Genomic DNA, 16,086 nt, shown 5'->3' with positions numbered 1-16,086 from the left:
TTCATGTTACATCTTATACTAAAGCTTCATGTGTCTTACATTGTTCATATAAGCCACGCTCTTTTAATACACCGATTAATGTTTCACCCATTACAGCTGGTGTAACTGCTACTTTAATACCACAACTTTCCATTGTAGCCATTTTTTCTTTCGCAGTACCTTTACCACCTGCAATAATTGCTCCAGCATGGCCCATACGTTTACCTTCTGGTGCAGTTTGACCACCGATGAATCCAACTACTGGTTTTGTCATGTTAGCTTGAACCCACTCAGCAGCCTCTTCTTCAGCCGTTCCACCGATTTCACCAATCATAATAACAGCGTATGTTTCTGGATCTTCATTAAATGCTTTTAAAACATCGATGAAGTTTGTGCCATTTACTGGGTCTCCACCAATACCTACAGCTGTAGATTGACCAATACCAGCTTGAGTTAATTGATGAACAGCTTCATATGTTAACGTACCAGAACGCGATACGATTCCAACATGACCTTTTTTATGAATATAACCTGGCATGATACCAATTTTACACTCATCAGGCGTAATAACACCTGGGCAGTTTGGTCCAACTAATCTAGTCTTTTTGCCTTCCATGTACTTTTTAACATTTACCATATCAAGTACTGGAATACCTTCAGTAATACAAATAGCGATATCTAATTCTGCATCAACAGCTTCCATAATTGCGTCAGCTGCGAATGCTGGTGGTACGTAGATTACTGATGCTGTTGCACCAGTTGCATCTACTGCATCTTTAACTGTATTAAATACAGGTACGCCTGCGATATCAGTTCCACCTTTACCAGGAGTTACACCGCCAACAATTTTAGTACCATACTCTAACATTTGAGTTGTATGGAATAAGCCTTGTGAACCAGTAATACCTTGTACAATGACTTTAGTATCTTTATTAATAAATACGCTCATTTTTATCCTCCCTTTCTTACCCTTTAGCTTAACCTACAAGTGCAACGATTTTTTCAGCGCCGTCAGCCATTGAATCAGCTGCAACAATGTTTAAGCCAGACTCATTAAGAATCTTCTTACCTAATTCAACATTTGTTCCTTCTAAACGAACAACTAGTGGTAAGTGAAGGCCAACTTGTTTAGTAGCTTCTACAACACCTTCTGCAATAACGTCACACTTCATGATGCCACCGAAAATGTTAACGAAAATACCTTTAACATTTTGATCAGAAAGGATGATTTTAAATGCTTCAGTTACTTTCTCAGCAGTTGCACCGCCCCCCACATCAAGGAAGTTTGCCGGATCTCCACCGTAATGTTTAATGATATCCATCGTTGCCATAGCAAGTCCAGCACCATTTACCATACATCCGATATTTCCATATAAAGAAATATAGTTTAAATCGAATTTAGAAGCTTCGATCTCTTTTGGATCTTCTTCTTCAAGGTCGCGATAAGCTAAGATATCTGCATGACGATATAAAGCATTTGAATCAAAGTTTAACTTTGCATCTAATGCCATTACTTCTCCATCACCAGTAACTACTAATGGATTAATTTCAGCGATAGAGCAATCTTTTTCAACAAACGCTTTATATAAGCCCATCATGAACTTAACAGCTTTGTTTACAAGATTACTTGGGATATTGATATTGAACGCAATACGACGTGCTTGGAAGCCTTGTAGACCTACTGCAGGATCAATATACTCTTTAAAGATTTTTTCAGGTGTTTTTTCAGCTACTTCTTCAATTTCAGTTCCACCTTCTTCAGAAGCCATTAATACAACTTGTGAAGTAGCGCGGTCTAAAACTAAACCAACATAATATTCTTTTTTAATATCGCAGCCTTCTTCGATAAGTAAGCGCTTTACTTCCTTACCTTCTGGTCCTGTTTGATGAGTAACTAATACTTTGCCTAGGATCTCACTAGCATATGTATTTACTTCATCTAAATTTTTTGCTACTTTTACGCCACCCGCTTTACCGCGGCCACCAGCGTGAATTTGAGCTTTAACAACACATACAGCTGTACCTAATTCTTTTGCTGCTTCTACTGCTTCTTCAACTGTGAAAGCAACTTTACCATTTGGTACTTTTACGCCATAGCTTCGTAGGATTTCTTTCCCTTGATACTCATGGATATTCATGATCCATCCTCCCCTTTTAGAACAAGACAAATTAAAACACATTCCTATTGTATCTCTTACAGAATATACTGTAAATACTTTAGTAGAAAACAAAATAATATTATGCATTTTTATAAAGAAAACCCTTTCATCAAGATTTCATGAAAGAGTTTTATCATATTACAATATTATTATTATATGGTTCTTTTTCAAAAGCTATTTGTTCAATAAAGATAAAGTTGATTCGACTGATAGCTGTATGACTCCCATTGAAATTAGTAGAGATTCATACAAGGTAATTTATATTGCTGTTAAACGGAACAATTAAATCATTGTGCTATTGCCTATTTATTTTTTATTTGCTGATCTGCACGATAGATAAAAGCAAATAGTTCTGCAACAACACTATATAAATCTTCAGGAATTGCTTGATTGATTTCTAATTGGCTTAATACCTCTACTAGTGAGGGATCCTCTTGAATTGGAACACCGAATTCTTTTGCTTTTGAAAGAATTTCATCTGCAATAACCCCTTTACCTTTCGCGACAATTTTTGGGGCTGAATCAAGTTCGGTATTATATTTTAAGGCAATTGCTTCTTTTCTCTTTTCTTGATTATTTTTCATATTAGTAAATCGACCCCTGTGTACTCACGACTAGAAAGTAAACTATTATTAAATTGTAATTCTTTCATTTTTTGTTCACGTTCATTATTAAAAGGTAAACATTTAATCATCGATAATTGAAAATCATGCTTAGCTAAACTCTCTTTTATCAATGGTTGAGTTAATGAAATCATGGCATTTAATGCTTTGTTATTATTAAAAATCGTGACATTTACGACTCGATTTTGGATTGATACATCTACCATTGTTTCTTTCAGTGTTTCAAGTTCTAAGAAAAATAAAATGTGACAATGATTTGATTGTATTTCCTTAGAATTTGAAGAGCTTTCTTTTCCAGTCCATTGAATTGTTAAATCAGTAGACCAATTATTTAAAAACAGTGGTATAACAGTAGAATAGTTATACTCTGGTCCATTTTGATGAAGCATTGTTAATTGACCAGCTGTAATTTTCGTAATTAATTGCTCTATTGGATGCTTTATTCCCTCAGGTAAATTACTATTTAATGCTTTTAACGCAATTTCTTTTAAAGTAGGAAATTGTTCATTCATAATTCCTTTATTTAATGATGACAAGTCACGTATTTTACTTTCAGTATTAAAACCAACTAAATCATGATGATTTTTAATTTGTTTTGTAATTTGCTCTGCATTTACATCGCTATTTTTTATATTATCATTTCTTAACAGTTGAAAAAGTTCATTAACCGGATCAGATGTACTTGTATTCACTCCATTAAATAATTGGTTTTGCAAAAATAATTTTGTTAATTGATTAGATTTTCCATCCTCGTTAATTGTAGATAACACCTGTGTTAAAAACGCTATTTTTTCATCTGAATGAATTGGGTCATTAGAAATATGTTTCGCCATAAAATTGTCGATTTTATTTTTTATATCATTTATTTCAGTTTTACCAAGTGGCAATAAAGAGTTAGATGGAAGTTGTTGATCATCTAGTAAACTAGTTTCTTCTAAATGAAACAGTTGGTTCGCTAGATTTAATGGCACTCTTGTCAACTCAGTTTTTAATGAGCTAAACTCTGGTAAGTCACTTAATATATTCAAAATTGCCTTACTAACTGTTGGAGATTGCTCTGCAAGCTTGAATACATTTTGAAACACTTCTTGTCCAAATAACTTTGATTGACTTATTTCCTTCGAAGTAAATTGTTTATTCCATGTATTAACTAAGTTTGTATCGTCATTTGAATCTTTAATTAGTTGCATTCCTAATTGGAATTGTTCTTGTTGGAAGTCAGTAATAATACTATTATTTTTCAATAAATGAATCATAGAATGTAACTGTTTACCTACATTCGTATTGGTTAATTCTTTGGGCAAATTTTCTATTGCTGAAAAAATCTTAGATAATTCGGCCTCTGAGTTAGTTACCAAGATTTGTAATAATGTTCCATTAATTGGGTAATTCTTTTTCATTAAAAAAGAAAGAGAATCTAGTACTAGTTGTTTATTAGGTGATTTTGACAATTGATTCATTACTTCTAGCACTTCGCTCTTAGTGATTGCACGTTCACTTTGTAAAAATAATTTAATGACCGCTTCTGAGTCTTTCGTCACCGGTATATCTAATTCTTTTAAAATTTGTGCAGAGTTCTTTTGATCATTTTGTTTAATTTCACTAATTACTTTTAATTCTACTTTACCATCTTTAAAGTCTTTTACCTCAAAATAAAATTTACCTTTTGATAATGCTTCTTCTACAACTGTTGCTGTAATGATTTTCCCATTAATAATAATTCTTGCAGTACCATCTTCTTCTAGCTCATTTACTTTCCCGACAACAATTTGTCCTTCTTTTAATTCAGTGTTAGGTATAAAATATTTTGCATTTGTTGCCAGTACGGTTGAAATACCTGCATTTTGCATATTGTATCAATCCTTTACCTTCCCTTAATAGGTGCAAATGATTTCCGATGCTCATGAATAATCCCAAATTGCTCAATCGCTTCAAGATGTTCTTTCGTTCCATACCCCATATGCTTTTCAAATCCATAATGAGGATGCTCTTTCCCAAGTTCGACCATTAGTGAATCTCTAGTTTCTTTCGCTAATACGGAAGCTGCTGCGATACTAATACTTGTTGCATCACCTTTGATGATTGATGTCTGTGAAATTTCCATTGGTAATTTCATCGCATCAATTAATAAATGTTCAGGAATTTTGTGTAATTGTTCAATTGCTCGTTTCATGGCAAGCTTTGTTGCTTCATATATATTCAGTTCATCAATTTCAACCGAACTTGCCATACCTATTCCATATGAAATGGCTTCGCTTTTTATCCTCTCAACGAAATATTGTCTTTTTTCCTTTGACAATTTTTTAGAATCATCTAATCCAATTAGCTCATTATCTTGATCTAAAATAACAGCAGCCGCTACAACTGGACCAGCTAAAGGACCTCTTCCAACCTCGTCGACTCCAGCGATTAATGAGATGTTTTGTCCGTAAAGATTTTTTTCATATTCCATCATCTTATGAAACTTTATACGTGCCATTTCTATTTTTTCTTGTTCACGATACCATTTAACTATTAACTTTTGCACACCAATGCGTTGATCATTTTTCAATTCAATGAAAACATCACTTTTTTCATCAGTTAAATCACTTAATATCACTTTTATTTGTTCAATTGTCTGTGTCATCCCCTGTTACTCCTTATAAACTATATCGGTCAAAATCTCCTCAAATTTCATTAAAAAAGAAGAAAGTACGCCTACTCTTGCGCACTTTCTTCTAATATTTTGTCATCCTCAAGATGCATAGCTGGATTTTCAAACGAAAGTCTACCTAATTTTCCCGCTCTTAACTCTCGTAAGAATAAATCAGATGTTTTATCATAGTCTATAAAACCACCAGACATTAGTAATCCACGTTTTCTTCCAATATGATCAAAAATCGGTACGACATCTTCTGAAAATAATATGTCTTCACTCATATCATATCGTTCTTTTAATACATTTGGATAATACTCTCTTAAATACTTTATTGCATATACCATTACTTCTTGTAAATTGATAATACTGTCTTTAATCGCACCTGTAGTAGCTAAACGTAATCCAACTAATTGATCCTCGAATTTAGGCCAAAGAATTCCTGGTGTATCCAATAATTCTATTTCCTTACCTACTTTAATCCATTGTTGAGCCTGAGTTACACCAGGACGATCACCTGTTTTTGCAATATTTTTACGAGCCAACTTATTTATTAATGTCGATTTCCCTACATTTGGAATGCCAACAATTAATGCTCTAATAGCTCTAGGCTTTATACCCTTTGCTCGCATTTTATCGAATTTCTCTTTTGTAAGTAATTGACACGAAGTAATAATTGCTTTTAATCCTTGACCAGATTGTGCATCAATCGCGATTGCCATAACACCTTGCTTTTCATAATGTGCTAACCAAGCTTGAGTTGTCCTTGGATCAGCTAAATCAGCTTTGTTTAGCAAGAGTAATCTAGGTTTATTTGAGATTATTTCATCAATCATAGGATTTCTTGAAGCCGCTGGTACCCTAGCATCTGCTAATTCTATTACAACGTCGATTACTGATAACTTTTCAGTAACCTGTCTTCTAGCTTTTGCCATATGGCCTGGAAACCATTGAATTGTCATGTTGCCACCTTCTTATACATTTAAATAATTTCGTATAGAACACATTAATTATTTTGCCATTTTTATCTCTGAAAACGGCCAAAATACAAAACTAGCTCGACCTAGTATTTCATCTTGATCTACTGTTCCAATAATACGACTATCTTTACTTAATCTTCTATTATCACCTAAAACAAACACTTCACCTTTTGGTACCGTCTTTTTACCAGTGATTTCTTCTAATTTGAAGTTTTCAGTTAGAGGACCATCTGTTGTTTCCTTTTTGTATTCGTTTAAATACGCCTCTTTATATGCTTTACCATTTACATATAAAACATCGTTTTTATATTCAACTGTATCACCTGGTAAACCAATTACACGTTTAATATAATCTTTTTCTTTTGTTGCATGAAATACAACAATATCAAATCTTTCAGGCTCATGTAATTTATAAACGATTTTATTCACAATCATTCTACTTTGATCTTGCAGTGTTGGCATCATTGAAATTCCGTCTACAAGAACTGGAGTAAATAGGAATGTTCGAATACCTATTGCAAGTATAAGTGCAATAAAAATTGTTTTGATTAATTCCCAAATTCCGCCACCGTTGTTTTCCTTCAAACTAATCCCTCCAATTATAACAATACCAATTTCTAGGCATAAATATCCAATTCTTTTAACACTATTATGTATGTACTAATTTACGTTTTATTATATCATATCTACGTTAATTAGAAAAAAAGGAGCTTGTTTAATACAAGCTCCTTTCAAAAGACTATCGAAGTTCTTTAATTCTTGCTTTTTTACCAGTAAGTGCACGTAGGTAGTAAAGTTTAGCACGACGTACTTTACCGCGACGAACAACGTCTAATTTAGCAATTTTTGGAGTGTGTAATGGGAACGCACGTTCAACACCAACACCGTAAGAAATTTTACGAACTGTGAAAGTTTCGCTAATTCCGCCACCACGACGTTTAATAACTACACCTTCGAATAATTGGATACGCTCACGAGTACCCTCAACAACTTTAACGTGAACTCGTACAGTATCACCAGGACGGAATGCTGGTAAGTCAGTTCTAAGTTGTTCTTTTGTAATTTCGTTAATTAAATTTTGCATAATTTATGCTCCCCTTTTCAACCGATGCTCTTACAAGATTTATTCACTCACAGCGGAACACCGAGAATAAAGGCTTAAGTATTTACTCAAGCCACAAGTTATATTAACATATTATGAGTTTGTATGCAACTAATTTTCCTGATTCATTTCGTCTTTTATTTGCTGCATCCACTTCTCTTCTTTTTTGTTTAAAGTGTAGTCTTCTAATAGATCCGGTCTTCTTTCAAGCGTACGTTTAAATGATTGCTTCGTACGCCATTCTTCGATATGAGCATGATTACCAGATAATAACACATTAGGTACTTTTAACCCTCTGAACTCAGCCGGTCTAGTATAGTGTGGATGCTCTAATAATCCTGTACTAAATGAGTCTTCAATTTTTGACGTCGTATTTCCTAGCACTCCTGGAATTAGCCGTACAACACTATCAGCTATAACCATCGCTCCAAGTTCGCCACCAGTCAGTACATAATCACCAATTGAAATCTCATCTGTTACAATGTGTTCGCGAATACGTTCATCGTATCCTTCATAATGACCGCAAATAAAGATTAAGTGCTCCTCATTCGCTAGTTCTTCAGCCTTGCGTTGGGTGAACCTCTCTCCCTGAGGGCATAGAAGGATTACTCTAGGCTTGTTTTCACTTTTTGAGACTAAATCATCAACAGCATCAAATATTGGCTGTGGCGCTAATACCATGCCTGCTCCACCACCGTATGGATAATCGTCTACACTTGAGTGTTTATTCGTTGAATACTCCCTAAAATTAACACATCGAAACTCAACAGCCTCTTTTTCTTGAGCTTTTTTCAAAATGGAAGAATGTAGAACACCTTCAAACATTTCTGGGAATAGTGTTAAAAAATCTAGCTTCATCATAGAAGGCCTTCCATTAATTCAACTTTAACCAACTTATTCTCGATATCCACTTCTTTAACAATTTGCTCAATATAAGGAATTAAAGCATCCTTTTGACCTTTACGTTGAATTACCCACACATCATTTGCTCCAGGTGATAAAATCTCTTTAATTTTACCAATTACCTCACCATCAATCGTTTCTACCATACAACCGATAATTTCGTGATAGTAATACTCATTTTTTTCTAAGCTATGTAATTGATCTTCTGTTATTTTTAAAATGCTATTTTTAAAAGGTTCAACTTCATTTAAAGAATCGAAACCTTCAAATGTTAATAAATCAAAATTTTTGTGCACCCTGTGATTTGTTATTTTTAAAGTAATAGGTGTCTCATCATTTTGTTTAAACAAATATAATGTATTGCCCTTTTTGTATCTTTTCTCTGGAAAATCTGTTCTTGAAATAACACGTACTTCTCCGCGAATACCATGTGTATTAACAATTTTACCGACATTTAAATATTTCATCTTTATACCTCTATAAATATTATTTACAAGCTTTACACCTTATTGTAGCCATTCAATAAATAGATATGTCTTGTTAATGTTGAAAACGGCCCTTAGCAATAGCCAAGGACCGTCAATATTACTGAATATCTAAGTGAATACGTTTAGCATGTTCATTACTTGCTGCATATACAACAGTACGAATCGCCTTAGCAATTTTACCATGTTTGCCAATCACTCTACCTGCATCTTCAGGATTAACCTGTAAATGAAAGTATAGATTGTTTTCATCTTCTTTTACTTGAAGTGAAATTTCCTCTGGATGATCTACAAGACTTGAAACAATTGCGTTAATGAGTGTATTCATCTTTTTTTCCATATTACTTGCCGTTGCGAGCGTTGTGGAATTTCTCTAAGATACCAGCTTTAGAGAATAAGTTACGAACTGTATCAGATGGTTTAGCACCTGTTCCTAACCATTTTAATGCTGCTTCTTCGTTAATTTTGATTTCAGCTGGTTGAGCTACTGGATTGTAAGTTCCAATCTCTTCAATGAAACGTCCGTCACGAGGAGAACGAGCATCTGCTACTACTACACGATAAAAAGGAGATTTTTTAGCTCCCATACGTTTTAAACGAATTTTAACTGCCATTTTTAAAGCACCTCCGAAAATATTTACAACGATTAGTATATTATCAAAAACTCATACTGTTTGTAAAGTAAAATTTCTTAACAGTATTAATTTTTTATGAAACAATGTTAAATGTTGGAATTTCATGCAAAGCTAGGTTAGAATAAGCCAGGAAATTTAAAGCCTTTTTTCTTACCTTTTTGCGCGCCACCCATCATTTTCATCATTTTTTTCATTTCTTCAAACTGTTTTAACAAACGGTTTATTTCTTGTACAGGACGACCTGAACCTTTTGCGATACGTTTTCTACGACTAGAATTAATAATATCCGGTTGAATCTTTTCCTGTTTTGTCATAGATTGGATAATTGCCTCTACATGAGCGATTTGTTTATCGTCAATTTGCAGATCATTCAATCCTTTAATTTTGTTTGCACCTGGCATCATTTTTAAAATGTCTCCAAGTGGTCCCATTTTTTTAACTTGTGAAAGTTGGTCTAAGAAGTCATCTAATGTAAACGATGCATTTCTTAGTTTTTGTTCTAATTCTTTTGCTTTTTCTTGGTCAACGGTTTCTTGTGCTTTCTCAATAAGAGTTAACACATCCCCCATTCCTAGAATACGTGAAGCCATTCGTTCAGGGTGGAAAGGTTCAAATGCGTCCAGTTTCTCGCCTAAACCAACGAACTTAATTGGGGTATTTGTAACAGCACGAATCGATAAAGCAGCACCACCACGTGTGTCACCATCAAGCTTCGTAAGAACTGCACCAGTTAATCCAAGTTGGTCATTAAAGCTTTGTGCCACATTGACAGCATCTTGTCCAGTCATTGCATCAACAACTAGGAAGATTTCATCCGGTTTTGAAAGTTCTTTGATTTGTTCAAGCTCTTCCATTAAACCTTCGTCAATATGTAAACGACCTGCTGTATCTATTAGAACATAATCAAGATGTTCATCTTTCGCATGTTGAATTGCTTGTTTAGCAATTTCAACAGGGCTTACTTGATCTCCTAAAGAGAAGACAGGCATATCTAATTGTTTCCCTAACGTTTCTAACTGTTTAATTGCCGCAGGGCGGTAAATATCAGCTGCAACTAGTAGTGGATTACGATTATACTTTTTGCGAAGTAAATTAGCTAACTTACCTGTAGTAGTAGTTTTACCAGCACCTTGTAAACCAACCATCATAATAACAGTAGGAGGGCGATTGGAAACAGCAATTTTGCTTTGTTCTCCACCCATTAATGCTGTTAGTTCTTCTTGAACTACTTTTACTACATGTTGACCAGGCGTTAAGCTTTGTAAAACCTCTTGACCAACTGCACGTTCAGAAACACGTTTCACAAAATCTTTTACAACTTTAAAGTTAACGTCAGCTTCTAATAAAGCTAGGCGTACTTCTCTCATCATTTCTTTGACATCAGCTTCTGTTACTTTACCTTTGCCTCGAACTCTTTGTAATGTCTTTTGAAGTCGGTCGGCTAATCCTTCAAATGCCATAAAACCGTCCTCCTTATTCTAATTTCTCTAACGCTTCGATTACTCGAAGAAACTCGTCATCTACAACTTTACCCTTTTCAGAGAAAGTTTTCAATTGATTTAAGAGTTCAGTGCGTTGTTGAAACTTTTTTAGAAGTAATAATTTCTCTTCATATTCCTCCAGCATTGCTTCAGTTCGCTTTATGTTATCATAAACCGCTTGTCTACTAATGCTGAATTCTTCTGCAATCTCACCTAATGAATAGTCATCTAAATAATATAGCGACATATAATTTTGCTGTTTTGGAGTTAACAGAGATTGATAAAAATCATAAAGATAATTGATTCTCATCGTCTTATCTAACATTGTATGATCTGCCAAAACTATCACTCCCTTGTTAAGTGAATTGCCTTTACATTTGTAGTTTACCTAATACCTTTGTTCCTGTCAAGCATTTTTACTTTATGGTATGGATAGAGCATAAAAAAAAGCATGGGATGTGACTAAATTTAGAATACACATCTCATGCCCATTTAAACGGATTCTCTTAATCCTGTTCTTTTATTAAATCTCCAAATAATCCGTATACAAATTGCTCAGCTTGGAATGGTTGTAAATCGTCCATTTGTTCTCCAAGACCGACAAATTTAACTGGTACTTTCAGTTCGTTACGAATGGCTAAAACAATTCCACCTTTAGCTGTTCCATCTAATTTCGTTAAGACAATCCCTGAAACATTTGTTGCGTCTCTAAATGTCTTCGCTTGGACAAGGCCATTCTGACCTGTAGTAGCGTCGATTACTAATAGAACCTCATGTGGTGCTCCTGGAACTTCTCTAGAAATGACATTCTTTACTTTTTCTAGCTCTTTCATCAGGTTGACTTTGTTTTGCAATCTTCCAGCAGTATCGCAAAGTAATACGTCAACCTTACGAGCTTTCGCAGCTTGAACAGCATCATACATTACAGCCGCTGGATCAGAACCTGCTGCTTGTTTGATAGTTTCAACACCAACACGATCTCCCCATACTTCAAGCTGTTCGATCGCTCCTGCTCTAAAAGTATCTCCAGCAGCAAGTAATACTTTCTTGCCTTCTTGCTTCAGTTTATGTGCTATTTTCCCAATTGATGTTGTTTTACCAACTCCATTAACACCAACAAATAGTATAACTGTTAAACCATCTGGATTTATTTTTAATTCAAATGACTCATCATCTAAGTCATTTCCTTTGTATAATTCAACTAATTTCTCAGAAATAACTTCTTGAACCTCTTTTGGATCTTGGATATTTTTACGTTTGACCTCAAATTTAAGTTCTTCAACTAATTCCATAACAGTGTTTACACCAACATCTGCCATGATTAAAATTTCCTCTAGCTCTTCAAAGAAATCTTCGTCAACTTTTCTATATCTTGCAAATAAATCATTTAAACCTTCTGTTAAATTATTTCTCGATTTTTCTAACCCACTTTTAAACTTTGACGTTACAGTTTCTGTTTGCTTTGAAATCGTTTCTTTTAATTTTTTAAAAAAGCTCATAACTTCCTACCTTTCTACAAACCGTTCGACAATAGCTCTTCACCTTCGTCTAATCGAACGGAGACTAATGTTGATACTCCGTATTCCTGCATTGTTACACCATATAAAACATCGCACTCCTCCATCGTACCTTTACGATGGGTAATCACGATAAATTGTGTCTGTTCACTAAAGTATTTTAAGAATTTAGCAAATCTCGCCACATTGGCTTCATCTAAAGCTGCCTCTACTTCGTCTAACACACAGAAAGGTACAGGACGAACTTGTAAAATCGCAAATAGTAATGCGATTGCCGTAAGGGCCCTCTCACCACCTGATAACAGTCCTAGGTTCTGAAGTTTCTTCCCAGGAGGCTGCGCAACGATATCGACACCCGTTAATAATAAATTATCTTCGTCAGTCAGAACTAAATCTGCTCTGCCACCGCCAAATAATTGAGTAAAGACAACTTGAAACTTCTCTCGAATTGCACTAAAGCTCGTTTCAAATCGTTTTGTCATTTCCTCATCCATTTCACTAATAACGTTATGAAGCGTTATTTTCGCTTCATTCAAGTCTGTATGTTGTTCTTGAAGAAAATCATGGCGCTCAGAAACACGATCATATTCCTCTATTGCCCCAATATTGACAGTTCCAAGATCTTCAATAGATCGTTTTAATAGTTTCACTCGTTTTCTAGCATCCTCAACGGGTAGATCTAATGTATATTTCATTTTTGCCGCTTCATACGTTGTCATATACGTTATATTTAACTGCTCTAGACGATTTTCTAATTCAACATCTAAACGATTACTATTTACTTCTTGTTGTTTCAACAAATCTGATAAAGACTTATATTGGCGTTGTTTTTCACGTAAAGAACTAGCATAATCTTCAATCTCTGTTTGATATGCTAAACGCTGCTGACGACGCTTTGAAATAATCTCATTCGTTTTAGAAAATTCATTTCGTGTATCTGAAATCATTTTCTCAAGTTCTTCTTTACCATTTTCATTCGTCATTAATTCACTTGATAGGAAAATAATTTTTTCTTTTGTATCTTCTAAAAGCTGTTTTTGTTTTTTCGCATTTTCCTCGAATTGACGAATACGCTCTATACTATAATTTAATGTTTGTTCTTCCCCAGCTAACGAAATTTTCACATTTGTTAGTTTGGATTGAAGTTCATCCTTGATTGCTTTTTGATTTTGTTTTCGACCTGTTAATTCATTGATACTTTGCTCTTTTGAAGAAATATCATTTTTAATACTAGAAGATAATGTAATCAATTCATCCAGTCTAGACTTAGCTCTCATTTGATCACTAGCTGAACTTCCCATTTCTAAGTCATAAATCGCAAGTGCATCATTAATATTCTTTTCTTCAAATTCGATACTTTTTAACTGATCCATCGTTTGAGTAAGTGCTTGTTTCTCTTGCATAACTGCAGCATTCATTTTGTCTAACTCAACAGTTTTCGTTTGTTTAAGTGTTTTTAATGATTGTACTTCACGTTCTACAACGAGGGTTTTTTCCTGCATCTCTACTAATTTAGCAGTAATTTCTTCTAATTCACGTTGCCTTCCTAATAAAGAAGAATTTGACGCACGAACTGCCCCACCAGTCATCGCTCCACCAGGATTGACAACATCACCTTCTAGTGTGACAAAACGATAACGGTGTCCAACATGTTTTGCCAGTTCATTCGCACTTTTCAGATCCTGCGCAATTAACACAGTCCCTAAAAGATTTTGAATAACCTGTTCATATTCACTCGAAAAACTAACAAGTGAAGATGCAACGCCAACAAATGATGGGTGATTCTTTAAACCATCTATTACGCCAGCTGGTATTGTACGCGCTTTAACTATATTCATTGGTAAAAACGTTGCTCTACCAAGGCGCTGCTGTTTTAAAAATTGAATAGCCTTTCTTGCATGCTCATCATTTTGAACGACAATTTGTTGAGTAGCTGCACCAAGCGCGATTTCAATTGCTATTTCATATTGTTTGTTCGTTGATATGATTTCTGCAATTGCACCTTTAATCCCTTCAAGCTTTGTACCTCGAGCTTTTAATATTTCTTTAACACCTTGGTTAAAACCTGCAAAGTCTTCTTGTAATTCTTCAAGCGTTTCTTTTCGGGATTTTGTTTGTTGAATAAATTGATATGCTTTATACAATAATTCTTCTTTTTCTTTCAGTTCATTTGAAACTTTTTCAAATTCTCTTGAATTAGATTCCAATTGCTGAGTGATTTCTTTTAAATTTGATTCAAATAGATGTTTCTCTTCTAAAAGCCCACTTTTCTTTTGATTCAATTGTTCTCTTTGAAGAATGTATTTTTCATTCTCAACATCTAAGCGACTAGATTTAACTGAAAACTGCTCTAATTGCTTCTCTAACATAGTTTTCTCATTATTAATCGAAGCTTGTTTATTTAAGAGTTCAATATAATCAGATTTAATCATTTCGATTTGTTCTTCAATATCACCTTCATATGAAGTGATTTCAGACTCTACTTGTTGTATTTCATGTCTGTATTTTTTCACATTTTGCGAAGAAGTATTTTTCCTAGTTTGTTCAACTTTAATTAATTCCTGCAGCTCGTTTAAACCATTAGAAATCTCATCAATTTGTGTTCTTAATTGTTCAGATTGAGTCGAAGTATTTTTTTTACGTTCTTTCATCAACTCTTTCTGACCTTCAAATTTTTCTAAGTTTTTTGTAACAGTCAAAAGAACTTGTTGAAGCTGATCAATTGATTCATCTAATGCATTTAACTTCTCTTGTAATTCATGTTGCTTTGACTCTTCTTTAGAAATCTCAGTAGATAATGCTATTTCTAAATCTTGATTTTGTGAAATTTCTTTCTTCAATTCTTCCCACTTTTGATGTAATGATTCAATCTCAAATACTAATAAAGCAGCTTCAACCTTTTCTAATTCTTCCTTATAACCTATGTATTCTTTGGCAATAGAAGCTTGAATTTTCAAAGGCTCTATTTGAGAACTTAATTCAAATAATATATCATCAACTCGGTTTAAATTCTCTTGTGTCTCATTTAATTTTGCTTCTGCTTTTTTCTTGCGATTTTTATATTTTAATACACCAGCAGCTTCTTCAAATATTCCTCTTCTTTCTTCTGGTTTACTACTTAATATTTCTTCTACTTTCCCTTGCGAAATAATAGAAAAAGCTTCTCTACCCAAACCAGAATCCATAAATAAATCGACAATATCTTTTAAGCGACATGATTGTTTATTAATATAAAAATCACTATCTCCAGAACGGTACACACGTCGAGTTACACTTACTTCATTGTACTCTAGCGGTAACTGCTGGTCCTCATTATCTAAAGTTAATGTAACTTCTGCGTAATTCAGTGGTTTTCGACCATCACTACCTGCAAAAATAATATCCTCCATTTTTGCTCCACGTAATGATTTAACAGACTGTTCTCCAAGAACCCATCTGATTGCATCTGTAATATTACTTTTACCACTTCCGTTTGGTCCAACTACCGCAGTAACACCTTTAACAAAATCTATATTAACTCGCTGAGCGAACGACTTAAATCCTAATATATCTAATCGTTTGAGGAACAACTCAATTCCTCCTTTTTT

The 16,086-nt window shown here is 34.1% G+C and carries 16 protein-coding genes; all 16 read right to left on the bottom strand.

All coding sequences use genetic code 11. The features are described 5' to 3' along the window. Window positions 1-13 precede the first annotated feature (13 nt). The 16 genes from sucD to smc all read right to left on the bottom strand — a co-directional run bounded on the left by sucD (window position 14) and on the right by smc (window position 16,068). Complete coding sequence (sucD, locus tag ABID96_RS07125; protein WP_192601414.1) at window positions 14-928, bottom strand: succinate--CoA ligase subunit alpha; 915 nt, start codon at window positions 926-928, stop codon at window positions 14-16. A gap of 28 nt (window positions 929-956) precedes the next feature. Further along, window positions 957-2,117, bottom strand: coding sequence for an ADP-forming succinate--CoA ligase subunit beta (sucC, locus tag ABID96_RS07120; RefSeq protein WP_087998558.1), 1,161 nt, complete (start codon window positions 2,115-2,117; stop codon window positions 957-959). Between the two features lie 323 nt (window positions 2,118-2,440). Continuing rightward, complete coding sequence (locus tag ABID96_RS07115) at window positions 2,441-2,722, bottom strand: EscU/YscU/HrcU family type III secretion system export apparatus switch protein (protein ID WP_192601413.1); 282 nt, start codon at window positions 2,720-2,722, stop codon at window positions 2,441-2,443. Then, the gene (locus ABID96_RS07110) at window positions 2,719-4,611 is read right to left on the bottom strand and encodes a hypothetical protein (protein WP_192601412.1); all 1,893 of its coding nucleotides are present in this window, start codon (window positions 4,609-4,611) and stop codon (window positions 2,719-2,721) included. Before ABID96_RS07110 ends, ABID96_RS07115 begins: the two co-directional genes overlap by 4 nt. 14 nt (window positions 4,612-4,625) lie before the next feature. Beyond that, window positions 4,626-5,387: a ribonuclease HII gene (locus tag ABID96_RS07105; RefSeq protein WP_192601411.1), complete on the bottom strand. Its 762-nt coding sequence runs from the start codon at window positions 5,385-5,387 to the stop codon at window positions 4,626-4,628. Between the two features lie 71 nt (window positions 5,388-5,458). After that, window positions 5,459-6,358 (bottom strand): ribosome biogenesis GTPase YlqF, encoded by a 900-nt coding sequence (gene ylqF, locus ABID96_RS07100; RefSeq protein ID WP_192601410.1) that lies wholly within the window; start codon window positions 6,356-6,358, stop codon window positions 5,459-5,461. Between the two features lie 48 nt (window positions 6,359-6,406). Further along, a complete protein-coding gene (gene lepB / locus ABID96_RS07095; protein WP_087998563.1) occupies window positions 6,407-6,967 on the bottom strand; it encodes a signal peptidase I in 561 nt (186 codons plus the stop codon). Window positions 6,968-7,115: 148 nt separating this feature from the next. After that, on the bottom strand, window positions 7,116-7,460 hold the full coding sequence (gene rplS / locus ABID96_RS07090; RefSeq protein WP_087998564.1) for a 50S ribosomal protein L19: 345 nt from the start codon (window positions 7,458-7,460) through the stop codon (window positions 7,116-7,118). A gap of 129 nt (window positions 7,461-7,589) precedes the next feature. After that, complete coding sequence (gene trmD / locus ABID96_RS07085; protein ID WP_192602039.1) at window positions 7,590-8,336, bottom strand: tRNA (guanosine(37)-N1)-methyltransferase TrmD; 747 nt, start codon at window positions 8,334-8,336, stop codon at window positions 7,590-7,592. Then, on the bottom strand, window positions 8,336-8,848 hold the full coding sequence (rimM, locus tag ABID96_RS07080; protein ID WP_192601409.1) for a ribosome maturation factor RimM: 513 nt from the start codon (window positions 8,846-8,848) through the stop codon (window positions 8,336-8,338). The genes trmD and rimM overlap by 1 nt, the downstream gene beginning before the upstream one ends. Before the next feature lie 118 nt (window positions 8,849-8,966). Then, window positions 8,967-9,194 carry a KH domain-containing protein gene (locus ABID96_RS07075; RefSeq protein WP_192601408.1) on the bottom strand — a complete coding sequence of 76 codons (228 nt, stop codon included), beginning with the start codon at window positions 9,192-9,194 and terminating at the stop codon, window positions 8,967-8,969. A gap of 13 nt (window positions 9,195-9,207) precedes the next feature. Continuing rightward, window positions 9,208-9,480, bottom strand: a complete 273-nt coding sequence (gene rpsP, locus ABID96_RS07070; RefSeq protein WP_025569022.1) for a 30S ribosomal protein S16 — start codon at window positions 9,478-9,480, stop codon at window positions 9,208-9,210. 137 nt (window positions 9,481-9,617) lie between these two features. After that, window positions 9,618-10,961, bottom strand: a complete 1,344-nt coding sequence (ffh, locus tag ABID96_RS07065) for a signal recognition particle protein (RefSeq protein WP_192601407.1) — start codon at window positions 10,959-10,961, stop codon at window positions 9,618-9,620. Window positions 10,962-10,974: 13 nt separating this feature from the next. Next, window positions 10,975-11,307 carry a putative DNA-binding protein gene (locus ABID96_RS07060; protein WP_087998622.1) on the bottom strand — a complete coding sequence of 111 codons (333 nt, stop codon included), beginning with the start codon at window positions 11,305-11,307 and terminating at the stop codon, window positions 10,975-10,977. Window positions 11,308-11,488: 181 nt separating this feature from the next. Further along, window positions 11,489-12,481, bottom strand: a complete 993-nt coding sequence (gene ftsY / locus ABID96_RS07055) for a signal recognition particle-docking protein FtsY (RefSeq protein WP_192601406.1) — start codon at window positions 12,479-12,481, stop codon at window positions 11,489-11,491. 14 nt (window positions 12,482-12,495) lie between these two features. Further along, the gene (gene smc, locus ABID96_RS07050) at window positions 12,496-16,068 is read right to left on the bottom strand and encodes a chromosome segregation protein SMC (protein WP_192602038.1); all 3,573 of its coding nucleotides are present in this window, start codon (window positions 16,066-16,068) and stop codon (window positions 12,496-12,498) included. Window positions 16,069-16,086 lie beyond the last annotated feature (18 nt).

It is taken from the genome of Gottfriedia sp. OAE603 (assembly GCF_040543965.1).
Taxonomy (GTDB): domain Bacteria; phylum Bacillota; class Bacilli; order Bacillales; family Bacillaceae_G; genus Gottfriedia; species Gottfriedia solisilvae.
Note: the sequence above shows the minus strand (reverse complement) of the source record. Positions and strands in the feature narration are given on the sequence as shown.